This window comes from Frigoribacterium sp. Leaf172 (assembly GCF_001424285.1).
GTDB lineage: Bacteria > Actinomycetota > Actinomycetes > Actinomycetales > Microbacteriaceae > Frigoribacterium.
In genome coordinates this window covers 83,991-102,351 of sequence record NZ_LMPB01000006.1, presented here as the reverse complement: position 1 = coordinate 102,351, position 18,361 = coordinate 83,991, and the positions used below count along the sequence as shown (strand labels likewise).

Sequence of the window (18,361 nt, the reverse complement as noted above, 5' to 3'; positions counted from 1 at the left end):
TCGAAGCCCGGCCCGCGCATGCCGAGGAGACGCCGGGCGACCGACGAGGAAGGCCCGCGCGCGAGCCCCGGCCCGAGCGGACAGAGGAGACGCAGGGCGACCGACCCGGAAGGCCCGCGCGCTCGAGCTCCGGCTCGAACGAGCCGAGGAGGCGCGGGTCGACCGACGAGGAAGGCGTGCGCGCTCGGGGCCGCGGGCTGCGAGAATCGGGAGCATGGGCATCAGTCGTCGCGCGTTCCTGACGGGCACGCTCTCGGGCGCCGCCGTGCTCGTGCTCGCCGCGTGCACGACCGACGCGCCCTCTCCGGCGCCGTCGACGGGCGGGCCGACCCCGACGCCGACCGAGGCCCCGACCGCGCCGGCCGGTGTCGCCGCGGCGGGGTTCCTCCGCAGCAGCTGGGCCGACGACGCCCTGGCCGGAGGGTCGTCGAGCTACCTGGCGACCGGCTCGACGGTGACCGACCGGCTGACGCTCGCCGGCTCGCTCGACGATCGGCTCTTCTTCGCCGGCGAGGCCGTCGCCGACCGGCACGCGGGAACGGTCTACGGTGCGAGGGCCTCGGGCTTCGACGTCGCCGACCAGGTCGCGGCCGTCGCCGCCGAGGGTGAGCGCATCGCCGTCATCGGGGCGGGGATCGCCGGTGCGACCGCCGCTCGGGCCCTGGCCGACCGCGGCTTCGACGTCGTCGTGGTCGAGGCGCGCGACCGCATCGGCGGTCGCATCCACACGGTCGCCGACGACTCGTGGCCGTTCCCGGTCGAGCTGGGCGTGTCGACGCTGTTCGGCGACGCCTCGCCCGCCCTCGTCGGCGCGCTGACCCTGGCCGGGGTGGACACCGTCCGAGTCGACGGCGCAGGCGGCGCCGGCGGCGCGACCGACACCTCCGACACCCCCGGCTCCACCGCCTCCCCCGGCTCCGGCACCGCGCAGGTCGCGGCCCGCACCGCCGACGGCACGACCACCGATCTGACCGGCGCACTCGCGGCCGCCGTGACCACCGCCTCCGCGTGGGCTGCCGGCACCGACGGCGTCGACAGCGGCGACGGCACGGGCGGCGGCCTCGGCACGTCGGCGCGGCAGGTCTTCGCCGAGTCGGGCGCCGACCGGGTCTCGAGCACGCCCGACGCGACGGGCGTGTCCGACGCCGAGCGCGTGGCGTTCCTGCTCGACACCGTCCTGCCCGCCCGGTTCGGCGCCGAGGCGGGCGACCTGGCGATGAGCCAGATCGGTGACGATCTCCTCCCCGTCGATGCGACCCTCGTCACGGGCGGCTTCGAGTCGTTCGTCACGGGGCTCCTGGACGGACTCGACGTGCTGCGCGGCAGCACCGTGGTCAGCGTCCAGTACGGCGATCAGGGGGTCGGCCTGCGACTCGCGACGGGCGAGTCGCTCTCGGCGGACCGCGTCGTGTCGACGATGCCCCTCGGGGTGCTCAAGCGAGGGGCGGTCGAGTTCGATCCCGCTCTGCCCGCCGCGTACTCGTCGGCGATCGAGTCGCTCGGGATGGGCGACCAGGAGGTCCTCTGGCTGCGCTTCGATCGGGCGTTCTGGTCGACGCAGGCCACCGTCTGGGCCGTGCTCGACGACACCGCGAGCGATCGCCTGTTCGTCAACCTCATGCCGTCGACGGGCGAGCCGATCCTGGTGTCGCTGACGGGCGGCGACGCCGGTCGCGCGGCTGCGGCCCTCGACGACGACGAGGCCGTCACCGCGGCCCTCGCGTCGCTCGAGCCCTACCTCGACCTCGTGTCGGCCTCGCCGACCCCGTCCGGCGAGCCGACCGTCGACCCCTCGGCGACCCCCGGCTCCTGACGCGTGGCTACCGCCAGGTCCCGAGGACCGCGGCGACGCCTGGACGACCCTCGCCGTGCCTCCGGGGAGAGCCCCGCCCCCGCCCTGATCGCGGGAGTCCGAGGAGGCGCGCCCGTCACCGCCGGACGATGCCGCGGACGCAGATGGCTCAGCCCGACGAGGGCCACCGTCACCCCGATGATCGTGCCGATCGCGATGCCGTTGTAGAGCACGAACTCGTCGGGCCAGCGCACCTGGGCCGGGTCGAGGAAGAAGTACGGGTACCAGCCGACCCGCGCGCCCCGCCAGATCGTGAACAGCCCCCAGACGACGGGGAACGGCAGGGCCGCGAGCACGAGGCTCCATCGGACCCTCGTGCGTCCGGGTGCGAAGATCCAGTCGACGAGCACGAACGTGGACAGATAGAAGTGCAGCACCTGGCTCGACCAGGGGACGCCGATCGTGTAGTTGTGACTCGCCGACTCGATCACGATGACCCCGTAGACGAGGCCCGACACGATCACGTACGTCGTCACGAGCGCGTGCAGCGAGGCGAACCAGCGCGGCTCGGGCACTCCCCGCAGCATGAGGATGCCCGACGCGGTCAGCACGACGACGTTCGCGATGTTGCTCTGCTGGGTGAAGTAGCTGAAGTAGTTCACGGTGCTGAACGTGCTGAAGCCGAGAACGTAGACGAAGTACGAGACGAGGGCCGATGACCCGGCGGCGGCGGCGAGCAGCCGGAGAACGCCCACGAGTCGTCGCACGTCGTCACACTCTCCCGGGTCAGGCCGTCGTATCGGAAGAACCGAGCGTACTAGCGGAGCCTGACGGCGACCGGGTCGCGGGGGCCCGCTCCGGGTACGGCCGACCCGCGCCGCAGACGACGACCGGGCCGCCGCGCACGAGGCGCGACGACCCGGTGGGTGTCTCGAAGCGGGGGCCGCTTACGGGATGTAGTTGAACTCGTCGGGGTTCGGGCCCGTGCGCTCGTCCTTGTTCAGGGCCGTGATGGCGGCGACGTCCGCGTCGGTCAGCTCGAAGTCGAACAGCGCGAAGTTCTCTTCGACGCGCGAGCGCGTGACCGACTTCGGGAACACGATGTCGCCGCGCTGGATGTGCCAGCGGAGCGTGACCTGGGCGGTCGACTTGCCGACTCGCTCGGCGATCTCGGTGATCGTCTCGTCTTTCAGGACGCCGCCCTGGGCGATGGGCGACCAGGCCTCGGTGTGGATGCCCTTCGACACGCCGAACTCGCGGAGCGGGTCCTGCGTCAGGTACGGGTGCACCTCGATCTGGTTCACGACCGGCACGACCGAGCCCTCGGCGATCACGCGCTCGAGGTGCGGCTGCTGGAAGTTCGAGACGCCGATGGACTTGGCGCGGCCGCTGGCGTGGATCTCCTCCATGGCCTTCCACGTCTCGATGTAGTCGACGTCGATGCCGGGCAGGGGCCAGTGGATGAGGAACAGGTCGACGTAGTCCTGCTTGAGGGCCTCGAGGGTCCCGTCGAACGCCTTCAGCGCGTCGTCGCGCTTGTGGAAGCCGTTGTTGAGCTTCGAGGTGACGAAGATGTCGCTGCGGTCGAGGCCGCTCTCGGCGATGGCCTCGCCGACGCCTGCCTCGTTGCCGTACATCTCGGCGGTGTCGATGTGGCGGTAGCCGACCTCGAACGCGGTGAGGGTGGCGTCCTTCGTCTCGGCCGGGTCGACCTGGTAGACGCCGAACCCGAGCTGGGGGATCTGGATGCCGTTGTTCAGAGTGATGGTGGGGATCGTGGTCATGTGAGAAGCCAACACCCGGAAGCTGTCCAGGCTTCCAGATTGGCTCTGGTGTCTGCAGCCCGGGCGTGTTACTGTCGTGAGTCGCTTGGAGCAGATCTACTCTGATCGTTCCCGGAACAGCAGCAGCCGAGTCCACACCGGCCATCTGATCCGAACAGCCCGACATCATCGGAGCCACCTCACCAGGTGCTCACTCCTCCGGTGATCGTGACACGGGCCCGACCGGACACCGTCCGAACCGCCGTCGCATCCCGACGGCCCACGCGAGCCGAGAACGCCGCGTGCCGCAGAGCACATCGAGAGAACGCATCATGAAGAACACCATCACCACCATCACCGGGACGGTCACGACCGTCCCCACCCTGACCACCGCCCGCCTCGTCGAGTTCGTCGTCGTCGACGACCGTGGCGCCGAGTTCGCCGTCCGCGCATGGAGCGACGTCGTCACCGACGCCGTGCGCGTCGGCTCGACCGTCACGGTCTCGGGCACCGAGGGCTGGGTCATCCCCGGCCGCAGCTGGCGCCGCGAGCCGAGCCGCACCATCGTGCAGGCCTACTCGGTCGACGCCGAGGCGCTGCTCCTCGCCGCCTGATCGATCCGACGCGACCCCCACGGTCGCGGGAGTGACGACGAACCGCCCGCACGGCCTCGCCGTGCGGGCGGTTCGCCGTGCGAGCGATCCGCCGTGCCGGCGGTGAGCCCCGCGAGCGATCCGCCACGCGGGCGGCGCACCGGCCGTCAGGCGGTCAGCAGCCCCTGCGCGCGGACGAGGATCGGCCGGTGGTCGGAGATCCCCGCCGGCAGCGTGACGATGTCGTCGATCGTGAGGTCGATGCTCGTCGCGAAGTCGAAGTGCCCCTTGACGTAGCGGTAGCCGAGATAGGTAGGCGTGTCGCTGCGGGTGAGGATGAACCCGTCGCGTTCGATCTGCTTGCGGAGCCCCTGGTGGAACCAGGGGTAGTTGAAGTCGCCCACCATGAGCATCGGCACGCCGGGGGCCAGCGCGCGCATCAGCTCGTGCGCCGACGAGACCTGCTTCCGCCGCAGCCCGTTCGACGCCGTCAGGGGCGCCGCGTGGAACGACCCGACGAGCACGTCGGTCTTCGAGACGCGGTCGGCGAGATGCATGGCCAGGAGCCGTTCGTGCGCGGGCGACATGACCCGGTCGTGCATCGACTTCTTCAGGGCGTAGACCTGGGAGCCCAGCAGCTCGAAGCGGTCGGGCCGGTAGTAGGCGGCGAGGCCCAGACGGTTGTTGCGGGTGGACGCCGCCAGCACCAGGTCGCCGAGTCGCTCGGGGATGTCGTTCGTGTCGGCCTCCTGCAGGCAGAGCACGTCGGCCCGGTGATCCCGCGCCAGGGCCTCGATCTCGCCCTTGGCCGTGTGCTCGCGCAGGTTGTAGCTGATCACGCGCATCGAGTTGCCGTCTTCTTCGTTCACGGGGACCGAACCTAGCCCACTCACGTTTCGCGGACGTGCAGATCGGGTGGGTTCTTCGCTCTGCGAACAGGCAGGAGGCGGTCCGCACCGTCTCTCGACAGGTGCGGACCGCCTCCTGGTCACCATCCGACGCGGGGCTCAGGGCCGCGCGCCGTCAGCGGCGGCTCAGCGCCAGCGCGGCCACCAGTGGTGGATCAGGCCGCCGATGGCGTTCCAGATCCAGTCGAGGATCGCGCCGAGGTCCCATCCGTGCCCCGGTGTGCCGGGCTCGGTGGGCGGCTCCTCCGGTTCGGGCTCGGCGCCCGAGGCGACCGTCACGTAGGTGACGGTGCCGGTGTCGCCGTACGAGACCCGGCCCAGATAGCTGGAGTCGTAGTCGAGCCCCGACCACGAGGTCGTGACCGTCGTCGTCTCGCCGAGCGCCGCGTCGAGGGTCGCGGGGTCGACCGCGAAGCCGCCGACGGCCTGCGCCGGGTCGAGGAGGTACGACGTCAGCGTGTAGCCGAGGTCGCCGGCCCCCGAGTAGAAGTCGACCATCAGCACGTAGCTGCCGGCCTCGGGCGCCTCGACGTCGAGCTGCTCGTCGGCGGATCCCGTCGCCGCGTAGTCGACCAGGGTGTCGGGCTCACCGGCCTCGTCCGCCGAGTAGAGCAGCAGATCGAGATCGGCCGTGTCGTCGGCGGAGTCGAGCACGAAGCGGCCGTGGGTCGTCCCCTCGGCGACGGTCAGCGGCACGAGCGCGGGCTCGCCCCCGGCCGTGCCCGAGCCGGTGGCGACGGACCCCTCGACGAGCCCCTCGGTCTCGAGCGGCAGCGTCAGCGCGTCGCCGGCCGTCACGTCGAGAGCGGCCTCGCCCGAGGCGCCCTCTCCGCTGATCTCGGAGGCGGCGTCGAGCTGGACGGGACGCACGGCCAGCGGGCTCCCCACGTCGTGGCTGCCGTCGCTCCAGGTCAGATGTCCGGTGGCGAACTCGTCGAGCGCCGCCGTGGTGCGGGTGAAGGTGACCGAGTACTCCTTCTTCTCGCCCTCCTGGGCGAAGGAGAGGGTCGAGGGCGAGACCTCGACCGAGACGCCCGGCATCTCGACCGGCGCCGCGGTGTACGTGCCCGCGCCGGTGGCCGTGACGGTGCGCGTGACCGTCGCCGTGCCCGCGAGGGATCCGACGCTGATCGACGGGAGGTTCATCGACGAGTCAGTGCCCTCGACCGTGCCGATCGAGTCGACGTAGGCCTGCCACTGATCGGGGCCGTTCTCGTAGAGCAGACCCGGGTCGAGGAACCTCGTCGGGTCGACGTGGCCGGCGCCCTGCGCGAAGACGTCGCGGTTCGGCCGGCCGTCGGCTCCGACCAGGTCGTAGGCCGTCGTCATCATGGCCGACTTGACCTCGCTGGGCGACCAGTCGGGATGCGCCGACAGGTAGAGCGCGGCGAGACCGGCGATGTGGGGCGACGACATCGACGTGCCCGAGAGGAACTCGTACGAGCCCTCCTCGCCGGCGGCGTTCGCGCCGTCGGCGAGGATCGCCACTCCGGGGGCCGAGATGTCGGGCTTCAGCAGGTTGCCGCCGTCGGCCGTGACCGGGCCGCGAGACGAGAAGCCGGCGATCTGCGGGGTCGCGGGCTCGGGCAGGGCGTCGGGGTTGCCGTCGAGGAGGGTGACGGTCGCGCCCTCGGTGGCCGCGTAGGCGTGGAGGGCCGTGTAGCCCTCGGCGTCGACGTGGACGGTCGGGATGACGTGCTCGTCGAGGTCGACGGAGCTCGGGGTCTTGTTGACCAGCAGCATCGCGATGCCGCCGACCCGGTCGACCTCGGCGCTCTTGTCGGTGCGGCCGACCACTCCGCGGTCGCAGAGGACCACGGCGTCGTCGGGCACGAGCGAGGCGTCGAGCGTGCCCGGCGTGCAGAGCAGGGCGTCGGCGGTCGTCGCCGAGGCGAGCTTGACCGCCTGCGAGTCGACCAGCGTCCCGGTCAGGCCGTCCGTTCCGACGGGGACCGTGATCGAACCGCCGAGGTACGAGATGCCGTCGCCGGTGCGGGCGGTCGCCGAGTAGCTCGGGATCGTGCTGGCGGCGACGGTGGTGATCCAGGGCGCGGCGTTGTCCGCGGTGGTGGCCGTGGGGCCGTCGTTGCCGGCCGAGGCGGCGACGAAGACGCCGGCCGAGGCCGCTCCGAGGAACGCCTGGTCGGTGGCCGAGTAGGTGCTCGTGGCGCCGCCCCCGCCGATGGAGTAGTTGATGACGTCGACGCCGTCGGTGACGGCCGCCTCGATCGCGGCGATCAGGTCGAGGGTGGCGCAGCCGTCGTCGTCGGTCGACACGCGGTCGGGGCCGTCCCAGCAGACCTTGTAGGCGGCGATCTTCGCCGCGGGCGCGACGCCCGAGATCGTGCCGAAGTCGCGCCCGGCGACCTGGGCCTCGACGTCGGCGTTGCCGGCCGCGGTCGAGGCCGTGTGCGAGCCGTGCCCGTTGCCGTCACGGGGCGAGAGGTACTCGCCCTGCTCCTCCGTGCCGATGTTGCCGACCCCGAAGCCGTCGACGAAGTAGCGGGCGCCGATCAGCTTCGTGTTGCAGTCGGCGGCGGTGAACTGCACGCCGGTCTGGCAGACGCCCCGGAAGGTGCCCCCGTCGCCGCGCGGGTAGACGGTCGCGTCGCCCTCGAGGTGCGGCTCCGTCTCGCTGGCGGCGCCGAGCGGGTCGCCGGCGAACGACGCGTTGCCGGCGGCGATGCCGGAGTCGATGATGCCGACGACGACGCCGTCGCCCGCGGCGTCCTGACCGCCGAGCGAGTCCCAGACGCCGCCGGCGCCCTGGGCGTCGCCGAGTCCGAGGAACTCCGTCGACGGTGTCGCCTGCAGCTTCAGCAGCTCGTTCTTCGACACGGCGGCGACCGTCGGGTCGGCGGCGAGCGACCGGGCCTGGTCGGCCGTGAGATCGGCCGCGAACGCGTTGGTCGTGACCGAGTAGTGGGCGTCCACCGAGGCGCCGACCGCTGCGGCGACGTCCGCCTGGGTCTCCTCGAGGTGATCGCTGTATTTTTGCACTGGAGCGGCGCGGGCGTCGAGTCGCGTGCCCTCGGGCGTCGCAGTCGCCGGGAGGCCGGCCGTGCCGCCCTCGTAGGTCGCGGCCGCCGGCTCGCGGAGCGTGACGATGTACTTGCCCGCCGAGAACGACGTGTCGCCGACGACGGCCGGCCCCTCGGCTGCGACGGCCGACGACGCCGGCAGGGCGACGACGCCCGCGCCGACGAGACCGGTGGCCACGAGACCCGACAGGAGGAGCGCGGAGAGAGGGACTTTCGGCCGACGAGGGCCGGATGGAATGATCACGGGTGCCTTCCGACGCTGTCGCCCCCATGGCGAAGTCGTCGAGTAAGAGTTACCTGAGAATTCATCTGCCCCTCAAGCGGGGGTGCTGGCCGATCGATGCCACTGGCCGGGTCAGGCCGGTTTGTTTACCTGTCGTGACCTGTTCGGGGGACACCGTGTCCGCCGAAGGGCCGACGTCAGATCCAGCCTCGCCGCGACGCCTCGACGCCGGCGTGGAAGCGGTTCGTCGCTCCGAGCTCGGCGAGCAGCTCATGCAGACGCCGACGCACCGTCCGGACCGACACGCCCAGCCGCTGGGCCACGACCTCGTCGGTCGCCCCGGCCGCGACGAGCGCCACGAGGTCGCGCTCGTCGGCGCTCGGCGGACGTCGTGACCCTCCCGTGGCCGCTCCCCCGGACGCCGCCAGGCCCTCGTCGGCGACGCGGGCGGCGATCAGGGCCCAGTCGCTCGAGGCCGGGCCGGGCACGCCGTCGTCGGGGGCGCGCTCGACGGGCACGGGCACGGCCGAGCGCCATCGCTGCTCGAACAGCTCGACGAGCGCCGCGACGAGGGCGGGCGACTCGGTGACGAGCGCCTCGGGCGCGGCCGGGTCGTGCCCGAGCGAGACGAGGGCGATGCGTTCGTCCGCGACGGCCAGCTTGACGGGCAGGGAGTCGGTGAGCCGCGCCTCCTCGCCGTGACCGCCGAGTCGGCGGACCCCCTGCCACCGGCCGTCGGCCCCGAAGCTGTCGATCGTGTAGACGGCCCGCCAGCGGACCCCGCGGGCCAGCGCCGTCCGCTCGGTCGCCTCGTTGCCGGCGACCACGTACGGCGGGCGGTCGAAGGCCAGGAACGAGCGGGTCGCCGTCAGCTCGAGCCGCGAGTACCAGTCGCCGACGGCCGCCCCGCCGACGAGCGTCCGCGTCGTGGCCGACGGGTCGGCGAGGCGGCGCGTCTCGTCGAACAGCTCGGCGAGGACGGCCGTGGAGGCGCGGGCCGCGGAGAGCGCGTCGGCCCGCTTCGTCACGAGGGCCGGCACCGAGACCCGGGGGTCGATGGCGGCCCAGCGCCCCTCGGGGGCGGGCCGCTGATCGGAGCGCGGCGACGGGGCCGGAGCCGCGGCCCCGCGGTGCACGAGACCGAGCTGACGCAGCTGCTCGAGGGCCACCGCGACCGCTCCCCGGTCGATCACGGGCAGGGCGGCGGCGACGTCGTCGAGCACGACGCCGTCGGGCTCGGCCAGGACGACCTCGAGCACCTCGGCGGCGACCTCGTCGACCCCGAGCGCCGAGAGCTCGGGCAGACTCATGCGCTCGACCCTAGCCGCGGCGCGCGGAGACCGAGCGCGCGTCGCCCCGGCGGGTCATGCGGCGGAGCGCGCAGCGCCCCGGCGGGTCACGCGGCGGGTGCGAGCTCCATGGCCTCGGCGAGCAGCGCGACCGACCGCAGCCGCACCTCCTTCGAGGACCCGGCGTGCGCGACGATCAGCTCGTCGGCCTGCGCCGTGCGGGCGAACTGCTCCATGTACTCGCGCGACTCGGACGGGGTCCCGACCGCTGTGTAGGTCGTCATCGTCTGCACGTGCTGCCCCACCGGGGTGCGCAGCAGGTGGTCGAGCTCGGCGTCGTCGAACTCGCGGGCGACGTCGATCTGACCGCTCTGCCGCAGCAGCATCAGCAGACGCTGCCGCTTCACGACCGCGAACTGGGCGTCGGCGTCGTCCGCGTCGTCGGCCACGACGGCGTTCACCGCGGCGATGACGTACGGCTCGGCGAGCTGCTCGGACGGCTGGAACTCGCGGCGGTAGGCGGTCACCGCGTCGATCAGGTCGCCGGGCGCGAAGTGCGAGGCGAACGCGTAGGGCAGACCCAGGGCCGCGGCGAGCTTCGCCCCGAACAGCGACGATCCGAGGATGTACAACGGCACGTTCGTGCCTCCGCCGGGGACCGCCTGGACGCCGGCCACCCGCGACTCGCCGGCGAGGAACGCCTGCAGCTCGAGGATGTCCTGCGGGAACCGCTCGGACGACGCGGGGTCGCGGCGCAGCGCGCGGAACGTCGCCTGGTCGCTGCCGGGCGCCCGCCCGAGGCCGAGGTCGATGCGGCCCGGGTGCAGCGTCTCGAGCGTGCCGAACTGCTCGGCGATGGTCAGCGGCGAGTGGTTCGGCAGCATGACGCCGCCCGAGCCGAGACGGATGGTGGACGTCTGGCTGGCGATGTGGGCGATCAGCACCGACGTCGCGCTCGACGCGATCGACGCCATGTTGTGGTGCTCGGCGTACCAGACCCGCCGGTACCCGCTCGCCTCGGCCTGCTGTGCGAGGGCCACGGAGGCGGCGAAGCTGTCGCGCACCGTCTCTCCGGGGGCGACGGGGGCGAGGTCGAGGATCGAGAGGGGAATGCTCATGCGGGTGCCAACACCGAGGAGGCGCGGTTCATGCCCGCGCGCGGCCTCTAGTCGGCGACGGTGCGGGGCGGCGCCGTCGAGGCGCGCGCGACGAGCTGGGTGGGCAGCGAGGCCACGGGCGTGGAGTCGCCGGCGAGAACGGCCTCGACCGTCGTCATGATGAGTCGGCCGAGCGCCTCGAAGTCCTGCCGGACGGTCGTCAGCGGCGGCAGGAAGTGCGCCGCCTCGGGGATGTCGTCGAACCCGACGATGCTGACGTCGCCGGGCACCGAGACGCCGGCCTCGGCGAGGGCGTGCATGAGGCCGAGCGCCATCTGGTCGTTGCCGCAGAACACGGCGGTCACCTCGTCGCGGGCGACCCTCTCGACGATCTCGCGGCCGACCCCGTGACCCGAGGCCGGGGTCCAGTCGCCCCGCAGCAGCACCGACGGCTCGAGTCCGAGTCGCGTGCAGGCTTCGCGCCAGCCCCGTTCGCGGTCGCGGCCGTCCATCCAGCCCTCGGGCCCGGCCAGATGCGCGATGCGCGTGTGACCGAGCGCGACCAGGTGCTCGACGGCGGACTCCGCGCCCGCGACCTGATCGAGCGACACGGTGTGGTGCCCGGGCTCGGCCTCGCTGTCGGCCGTGACGAGCGGCACCGACAGATCGGCCCGGCGGAGCACCCGCAGCACCTCGGGGTCGGGGGCGATCAGCACGAGGGCGGCGACGTTCTGACCCAGCAGCGAGTCGAGGGCCTGCTGCATGCCCTTCCGGTCGGCGACGTCGAGGGTGGCCATCGAGACCTGATAGCCGGCCCGGCGCGCGGCGCCGTTGAAGCCGTGCATCGTGCTCGAGGGGCCGTAGTACGGGAACCCGGTGCTGATCAGGCCGAGCGAGGTCGTCCTGCGGCTGGCGAGGGCGCGGGCCGCGAGACTCGGCCGGTAGTTGAGCTCGTCGATGGCCGTGTCGACCTTCGCCTTCGTCGCCGGCCTCACCGACGGATCGCCGTTCACGACCCTCGAGACGGTCTGATGCGAGACGCCGGCCGCGGCCGCGACGTCGAAGAGGGTTGCCACGAGATGATCCTAGATCTGTTCGTTTCGCGGGTCGGACGGGCCCGGACGACGAGGAGGCGCGGCCCCCTCGATCGGGAACCGCGCCTCCTGGGGTGGTCGCTCTACTTGCCTGCCGAGGCGGCGCGACGCTTGTTGAAGACGTCGAACGCGACCGCGGCGAGCAGCACGAGGCCCTTGATGAGGGACTGGTACTCGGTGCCGACGCCGAGGATCGACATGCCGTTGTTGAGGATTCCGATGATCAGACCGCCGACGATGGCGCCGGTGACGGTGCCGATGCCGCCGGTGACCGCCGCACCGCCGATGAAGACCGCGGCGATGGCGTCGAGCTCGAAGCCGTTTCCGGCGCTCGGGCTGGCGAGGTTCAGCTGACCGGTGAAGACCAGGCCGGCGAGGGCCGAGATGACGCCCATGTTGACGAAGAGCAGGAACGTGACCCGCTTCGTCTTGATGCCCGACAGCTCGGCGGCGTGCAGGTTGCCGCCGATGGCGTAGACGTGGCGGCCGAAGACCGAGTTCTTCATGACCGTGGAGTACACGACGACGAGGACCGCGAGGACGACGAGGACGATCGGGGTGCCCGAGTAGCTGGCGAGGAGGAACCCGATGTACATGACGAGGGCGACCGTGAAGACCATCTTCGTGATGAACCACAGGAAGGGCTCGTCCTCGAGCTGGTACTTGCGCCGCGTGGCCCGACCGCGGAGACCGGTGCCGATCAGGGCGACGGATGCGATCGCGCCGAGCACGAGGGTCAGCGGCTCGTAGCCGGTCGTGCCGAACGCCGGCAGGAAGCCCGAGCCGATGTCGCGGAACCCCTGGGGGAAGGGCGAGATCTGCTGACCCTGCAGGGCGATCTGAGCCGCACCGCGGAAGGCGAGCATGCCCGCCAGGGTGACGATGAACGCCGGGATGCCGAAGTAGGCGATCCAGAACCCCTGCCAGGCGCCGACGAGACCGCCGAGGATGAGGCAGAGCACGACGGCCAGAGGCCAGGGCAGACCCCACTGGGTGATCATGACGCCGGCCATGGCGCCGGTGAACGCGACGATCGAACCGACCGAGAGGTCGATGTGACCGGCGATGATCACCATCACCATGCCGATGGCCAGGATCAGGATGTAGCTGTTCTGGACGACCAGGTTCGACACGTTGATCGGCGCGAGCGTGATGCCGTCGGTCGTGACCTGGAAGAACAGCACGATCACGATCAGCGCGATGAAGAGGCCGATCTGGCGGAGCTGCCCGCCGAGGTACGAGACCGCACCGACGAGGGGGTTGCCGCCGGAGCCGCTCTGCGGCTGACGGGAGGTGGGCGACCCGCCCGTGGGCTTCGGGTCGGTGGCCTGGGTGGGGCTAGGCGCGCTCATTGACGGGGCTCTCTCGTTCGAGGGTCATGTACTTCAGGAGGAACTCGGGGGTCGCCTCGGCGATCGGCACGTCGGCCGTGATGCGTCCCTCCGAGAGGGTGTAGACGCGGTCGCAGATGCCGAGCAGCTCGGGCAGCTCGCTCGAGATGACGATCACTCCCTTGCCGGCGTCCGCGAGCTGGTTGATGATCGTGTAGATCTCGTACTTCGCGCCGACGTCGATGCCTCGGGTGGGCTCGTCGAGGATCAGCACGTCGGGGTCGGTGTACATCCACTTCGACAGCACGACCTTCTGCTGGTTGCCGCCCGAGAGCTTGCCCGTCAGGGCGGCCACGTTCGGCGCCTTGATGTTCATGCTCTTGCGGTAGCCCTCGGCGACGCGGCTCTCTTCGGAGCTGTTGACGAAGCCGGACTTCGCCAGCTTGCGGAGGGCCGAGCCCGAGACGTTGCGGGTGATGTCGTCGATCAGGTTGAGACCGTACTTCTTGCGGTCCTCGGTCGCGTACGCGAGACCGGCCTTGATGGCCTTGCTCACGGTGCTGGTGTCGATCTTCTCGCCCCGCTTGTAGACGGTACCCGAGATGCCGGTGCCGTAGCTCTTGCCGAAGACGCTCATGGCGAGCTCGGTCCGACCGGCGCCCATGAGGCCCGCGATGCCGACGATCTCGCCGGCCTTCACGTTCAGGTTGGCCTGGTGGATGATCTCGCGGGTCGCGTCGAGCGGGTGGTGGACGGTCCAGTCCTCGATGCGGAGGAGCTCCTCGCCGACGTTCGACTCGTGAGCGGGGTACCGGCTCTCGAGGTCGCGGCCGACCATGCCCTTGATGATGCGGTCCTCGGTGACCTCGCCGGCGTGCATGTCGAGGGTCTCGATCGTCTTGCCATCGCGGATGATGGTGACCTTGTCGGCGATCGCCTTGATCTCGTTCAGCTTGTGACTGATGATGATCGACGTGATGCCCTGCCCCTGCAGGCTCTTGATGAGGTCGAGCAGGTGGGCGGAGTCGTCGTCGTTCAGGGCCGCCGTCGGCTCGTCGAGGATCAGCAGCTTGACCTTCTTCGAGAGCGCCTTGGCGATCTCGACCAGCTGCTGCTTGCCCACGCCGATGTCGGTGACCTTCGTCACGGGGTTGTCGCGCAGCCCGACGCGGGCCAGCAGGCCCGCGGCGTCGAGGTTGGTCTTGTTCCAGTCGATGAAGCCGCCCTTGGACTGCTCGTTGCCGAGGAAGATGTTCTCGGCGATCGACAGGAACGGGCTCAGCGCGAGCTCCTGGTGGATGATGACGACGCCGGCGGCCTCGGAGTCGTTGATGTTCTTGAAGTCGACGGGCTGGCCGTCGAGCAGGATCTGGCCGTCGAAGGAACCCGAGGGGTAGACCCCCGACAGCACCTTCATCAGCGTCGACTTGCCGGCGCCGTTCTCGCCGCAGATCGCGTGGACCTGGCCGCGCTCGACCTCCAGCGTGACGTTCTGCAGGGCCTTGACGCCGGGGAACGTCTTCGTGATGTCGCGCATCTCGAGGATCGTGTTCGCCACGTGTTCCTTCTCTCGTGCATGGGGTGGGGGCGGAGCTGTGGGGCGCAGGAGGCGCGGCACGGGTGCCCCGCGCCTCCTGCGCCCCGGGGGGCGGGGCGACCTACTTGAGGTCGGCCTCGGTGAAGTAGCCGCTGTCGACGAGGACCTCTTCGTAGTTGTCCTTCGTGACGATCGTCGGCTGGAAGAGGTACGTCGGCACGACCTTCTCGCCGTTGTCGTACGTCTTGTCGTCGTTCGTCTCGGGCGTCTCGCCCTGGAGGATGTCGTCGGCCATCACGACGGACTGGTCGGCGAGCTGACGGGTGTCCTTGTAGATGGTCGAGTACTGCTGACCGGCGATGATCGACTTGACCGAGGCGGCCTCGGCGTCCTGGCCGGTCACGACCGGGAGCGCGTCGGAGCTGTAGCCGGCACCCTCGAGGGCCGAGATGATGCCGATCGAGATGCCGTCGTAGGGCGACAGCACGCCGTCGAGCTTCGTGCCGCCCGAGTAGGTCGACGCGATGAGGTTCTGCATGCGGGCCTTGGCCGTGGCCGGGTCCCACTGCTGGGTGGCGACCTGCGTGAACTCGGTCTGGCCGGAGCCCACCGTGATGGTGCCGTCTTCGATGTAGGGCTTCAGGGTGTCCATCGCGCCGTTGAAGAAGAAGGTCGCGTTGTTGTCGTCGGGGCTGCCGGCGAAGAGCTCGATCGTCTTCTTGTCAGCGCCGTCGATCTTCTTGCCGTCGGCGTCGGCGAGGCCGAGACCGGTGAGGAGGCTGGTCGCCTGGTCGACGCCGACCTTGTAGTTGTCGAACGACACGTAGTAGTCGACGTTCTCGTTGCCGGTCAGCAGACGGTCGTACGAGATGACGGGGATTCCGGCCGCGGCGGCCTGGTCGAGCTGGTCGCTGAGCGAGCCGCCGTCGATCGAGGCGACGATCAGGACCTTCGCACCCTTGGTGATCATGTTGCTGACCTGCTGGACCTGCTGGGGGATCTTGTTGTCGGCGTACTCGAGGTCGACCTTGTAGCCCTTGTCCTCCAGCGCGCTCTTGACGGCGTCGCCGTCCTTGATCCAGCGCTCGGAGACCTTGGTGGGCATCGCGACGCCGACGAGGGCGCCCGCGTTGTCTCCGCCGGTGTCTCCGCTGCCGGAGTCGGCGCCACGGCCGCCGCCGCCCGAGCAGGCTGCCAGCGACGTGACGAGGCCGACGGCGACGATGCCGGCGAGGATCTTCTTGTTCTTCACGGTGTGATTCCTTTGGTGTCCGTGTCATCTCGACGACGTCGTCGATGACGGTGGGAGGGGGGTGAGGGTGAGTCGAGGGGGGCGATCCGGCCGAAGTGACCGGTCACACGGGAGGGCGTCGAGTGCGACGGGGAGGCGACCGCCGGGGCTGAGGCCGCGTCCGGGCCGGCTGCGGAGCAGGCTCGGGGCGACGTGCGGGGCTCCGACCGGAGTGATCGGGGCGGCCGCGGGGCCCGGAGTCAGCCGAGGAGGCGCGGGGCCGGGCCGTCGGCGACGGGGTGCGGCGAAGAGAGGGCGGCCAGGGGGCGGCGGCTCGCGCGTCGGGTTGTGGTGCTGGTGTTCACAGGTGACCTCTTCGTCAGGGACTGCTTGCAATGTGAGCGCTCACATCCGAGCGCTCGCCAACTATGCGCGTTGCGCAGGCGCGTGTCAAGTCGGTTGACCCCCTGTGGGGTTAACACGCTCGCCACACGCCGTTCACGTCGCTGAGCGGAAGGCACGGCACAGTGTCCGCATGATCACCGCGACGGCCACCGTCCACACCGCGCACGACTCGGCCGGTCTGTTCTGGCTGTCGCGGCGGCTGCTCTCCGAGCACGTCGCCGCCCGGGTCGGCGAGGGCCAGTACCTCGTGCAGCTCGCCGACGCCGGCACGGTGCTGCTCACCGAGTCGACGGAGATGCTCCGCTTCGACATGGTCGTCCGTGACGAGCTATCGGCCCGCCGCACGCGTCGCGCACTCGAGGCGGCTCTGCACCGCCTCTCACCAGGGTCGGTCTCGGCGACGACCTGGGAGTCCGACCCGGTTGGCACGCGCTCGATGCCGGCCTAGACCGCTGCACGGCGGGCTGACCGCACCCGAGGGTCAAGGGCCGGTCGACCGCTGCACCCTCGGTCGACCGCACCCGATCGGGTCAGGGTCAGTTGATGCAGGCGCCGGCCGCGTAGCTCGTGCCCGCCGGGGTGGGCGTCGGCGCGGGCTCGGGCGCGACGGTGGCCTCGGGCGCCGTGGTCTCGGCCGGTGTCGAGGGCTCGGGGGTCTCGGTGACGGGCGGCTGCACGGTGATGCCGTCGCTGCCGAGCACGACCGTGACGGCGGTCACCTGACTCGACGCGACCGCGACCGCTCCGGGCAGATAGGCGGCGACCGCCTTGGCCTGGGCCTCCTGCCCCGCGGGGTAGTTCACGACCGTCGCGGCCGTCGCCGACGCCGACGTCGGGGCGCCGGTGACGAAGCCCGCCGCAGCCAGGGCCTCGGTGGCCGTCGTGGCGGCGCCTGTGACGCCGCTCGCGTTGGCGACACTGACCGAGACGTCGGCCGGCGCGGCCGCGACGGCGTCGGTGTACGCCTGCGGCGGACCCACGAGCCCCTGGATGAACCCGGGCATGGCGCCCTTGTCGACCTCGACGATCGACAGCGGCGAGCCGCCGACCGAGATCGTCGGCGTGCCCAGGATCGGGATGGTGGCCGATCGGACGTTCTCGGGCCGGAGGTTCTTGACCTGATTCGCCAGCTGCAGGAAGTTCAGCCCCGAGTCGGTCTCCATCGACGAGCTGACGGCGTCGAGCACCGAGCCGAGCTTGGTCGGGTTCAGCAGGGTGCCGGCCGAGAGGATCTTGCGGGCCTCGACGCTGAGGAAGTACTGCTGACGGACCTGGCGGTCGAGATCGCCGCCGGGGAGGCCGTGCCGCTGGCGCACGAACGACAGCGCCTGCTTGGCGTCGAGCGTCGAGACCCCCGCGGGCAGATTCACCCCCGAGAAGCTGTCGACAGCGGCCTGGTTGAGGCAGACGTCGACCGGGCCGAGCGCGTCGACGACGCGGTAGAAGCCGATGAGCGACACGCGCACGTAGTGATCCATCGTCAGACCGGTGAGGTTCTGCACGGTCTGGATGAGCAGCTGCGCGCCGGCGGCCTCGCTGCCCCCGTGCTCCTTGCCGAGCGAATAGGCCGCGTTGAGCTTGTTCTGCCCGTAGCCCGGGATCTCGACGTACGAGTCGCGCGGCATCGAGATGAGGGTGGCGCTCGAGCCGTCGGCGGGGATGTGCAGGACGATCATCGTGTCGGTGTTCGACGCTCCGCCGTCGGAGTCGGTGCTCAGCAGCGCGAGCTCGTCGGGGGTGGCGTTGTCGGGTCGGTGATCGTCGCCGACCAGCAGGATGTTCTGGGCCACGCCGTCGACGTCGTCGTCACCGTCGTCGCCGGCCGACGGGATCGCGTCGACGTGCGTGACTCCGCCGACGAACCGGTTGTAGCTGTAGGTGGCGTAGCCGCCGGTGAGCAGCAGGAGGGCCGCGAGCACACCCGCAACGGCGGGCAGCACGACGACCCGGCGACGACGGCCTCTGGCGTGCCGCGGAGGCGTGCGGTCGTCCGTCGCGGCGGCGTGGCCGCCCTCGAGGGGCGCCGTCTCGTCGTGTCGTTCGGATCGTCTGCTCAC

Annotated in this window: 14 protein-coding genes; 3 read left to right on the top strand and 11 right to left on the bottom strand. The window is 71.1% G+C overall.

Annotation, left to right across the window (positions count from 1 at the left end):
• Positions 1–214 precede the first annotated feature (214 nt).
• Complete coding sequence (locus ASF89_RS14795) at positions 215–1,813, top strand: FAD-dependent oxidoreductase (RefSeq protein ID WP_055816248.1); 1,599 nt, start codon at positions 215–217, stop codon at positions 1,811–1,813.
• Here ASF89_RS14795 and ASF89_RS14790 read toward each other — a convergent pair.
• Both ASF89_RS14790 and ASF89_RS14785 read right to left on the bottom strand, forming a co-directional pair.
• A complete protein-coding gene (locus ASF89_RS14790; protein ID WP_156357460.1) occupies positions 1,735–2,559 on the bottom strand; it encodes a Pr6Pr family membrane protein in 825 nt (274 codons plus the stop codon). The two genes, ASF89_RS14795 and ASF89_RS14790, sit on opposite strands and share 79 nt — an antisense overlap.
• Before the next feature lie 180 nt (positions 2,560–2,739).
• Positions 2,740–3,576, bottom strand: coding sequence for an aldo/keto reductase (locus ASF89_RS14785; protein ID WP_055816245.1), 837 nt, complete (start codon positions 3,574–3,576; stop codon positions 2,740–2,742).
• A gap of 311 nt (positions 3,577–3,887) precedes the next feature.
• On the opposite strand from ASF89_RS14785, the gene ASF89_RS14780 reads away from it, so the two are divergent.
• On the top strand, positions 3,888–4,169 hold the full coding sequence (locus tag ASF89_RS14780) for a hypothetical protein (protein ID WP_055816243.1): 282 nt from the start codon (positions 3,888–3,890) through the stop codon (positions 4,167–4,169).
• 146 nt (positions 4,170–4,315) lie between these two features.
• Here the strand turns inward: ASF89_RS14780 and ASF89_RS14775 are convergent, their stop codons facing one another.
• The 8 genes from ASF89_RS14775 to chvE form a co-directional block, all read right to left on the bottom strand.
• Positions 4,316–4,993: an endonuclease/exonuclease/phosphatase family protein gene (locus ASF89_RS14775; RefSeq protein WP_055801787.1), complete on the bottom strand. Its 678-nt coding sequence runs from the start codon at positions 4,991–4,993 to the stop codon at positions 4,316–4,318.
• A 189-nt stretch (positions 4,994–5,182) separates the two neighbouring features.
• Entirely contained in the window at positions 5,183–8,341 is a 3,159-nt protein-coding gene (locus ASF89_RS14770; protein WP_082490083.1) for a S8 family serine peptidase, read from the bottom strand.
• A gap of 176 nt (positions 8,342–8,517) precedes the next feature.
• Entirely contained in the window at positions 8,518–9,630 is a 1,113-nt protein-coding gene (locus tag ASF89_RS14765; RefSeq protein ID WP_055816237.1) for a helix-turn-helix transcriptional regulator, read from the bottom strand.
• 86 nt (positions 9,631–9,716) lie between these two features.
• On the bottom strand, positions 9,717–10,727 hold the full coding sequence (locus ASF89_RS14760) for an LLM class flavin-dependent oxidoreductase (protein WP_055816234.1): 1,011 nt from the start codon (positions 10,725–10,727) through the stop codon (positions 9,717–9,719).
• A gap of 47 nt (positions 10,728–10,774) precedes the next feature.
• Positions 10,775–11,782: a LacI family DNA-binding transcriptional regulator gene (locus tag ASF89_RS14755; RefSeq protein ID WP_055816231.1), complete on the bottom strand. Its 1,008-nt coding sequence runs from the start codon at positions 11,780–11,782 to the stop codon at positions 10,775–10,777.
• 101 nt (positions 11,783–11,883) lie between these two features.
• Positions 11,884–13,152: a multiple monosaccharide ABC transporter permease gene (gene mmsB / locus ASF89_RS14750; protein ID WP_082475426.1), complete on the bottom strand. Its 1,269-nt coding sequence runs from the start codon at positions 13,150–13,152 to the stop codon at positions 11,884–11,886.
• The gene (gene mmsA / locus ASF89_RS14745; protein ID WP_156357461.1) at positions 13,139–14,689 is read right to left on the bottom strand and encodes a multiple monosaccharide ABC transporter ATP-binding protein; all 1,551 of its coding nucleotides are present in this window, start codon (positions 14,687–14,689) and stop codon (positions 13,139–13,141) included. Before mmsA ends, mmsB begins: the two co-directional genes overlap by 14 nt.
• A gap of 100 nt (positions 14,690–14,789) precedes the next feature.
• Positions 14,790–15,920, bottom strand: coding sequence for a multiple monosaccharide ABC transporter substrate-binding protein (gene chvE, locus ASF89_RS14740; RefSeq protein ID WP_082475427.1), 1,131 nt, complete (start codon positions 15,918–15,920; stop codon positions 14,790–14,792).
• Between the two features lie 514 nt (positions 15,921–16,434).
• On the opposite strand from chvE, the gene ASF89_RS14735 reads away from it, so the two are divergent.
• Complete coding sequence (locus ASF89_RS14735; RefSeq protein ID WP_055801742.1) at positions 16,435–16,752, top strand: hypothetical protein; 318 nt, start codon at positions 16,435–16,437, stop codon at positions 16,750–16,752.
• Between the two features lie 88 nt (positions 16,753–16,840).
• Here ASF89_RS14735 and ASF89_RS14730 read toward each other — a convergent pair whose 3' ends face one another.
• Positions 16,841–18,361, bottom strand: a complete 1,521-nt coding sequence (locus tag ASF89_RS14730) for an LCP family protein (RefSeq protein ID WP_055816228.1) — start codon at positions 18,359–18,361, stop codon at positions 16,841–16,843.

Coding starts and splice junctions, on each gene's coding strand:
- ASF89_RS14795 (WP_055816248.1), top strand. CDS start 215: ATGGGCATCAGTCGTCGCGCGTTCCTGACGGGCACGCTCTCGGGCGCC.
- ASF89_RS14765 (WP_055816237.1), bottom strand. CDS start 9,630: ATGAGTCTGCCCGAGCTCTCGGCGCTCGGGGTCGACGAGGTCGCCGCC.
- ASF89_RS14735 (WP_055801742.1), top strand. CDS start 16,435: ATGATCACCGCGACGGCCACCGTCCACACCGCGCACGACTCGGCCGGT.
- ASF89_RS14785 (WP_055816245.1), bottom strand. CDS start 3,576: ATGACCACGATCCCCACCATCACTCTGAACAACGGCATCCAGATCCCC.
- ASF89_RS14775 (WP_055801787.1), bottom strand. CDS start 4,993: ATGCGCGTGATCAGCTACAACCTGCGCGAGCACACGGCCAAGGGCGAG.
- ASF89_RS14780 (WP_055816243.1), top strand. CDS start 3,888: ATGAAGAACACCATCACCACCATCACCGGGACGGTCACGACCGTCCCC.
- mmsB (WP_082475426.1), bottom strand. CDS start 13,152: ATGAGCGCGCCTAGCCCCACCCAGGCCACCGACCCGAAGCCCACGGGC.
- ASF89_RS14760 (WP_055816234.1), bottom strand. CDS start 10,727: ATGAGCATTCCCCTCTCGATCCTCGACCTCGCCCCCGTCGCCCCCGGA.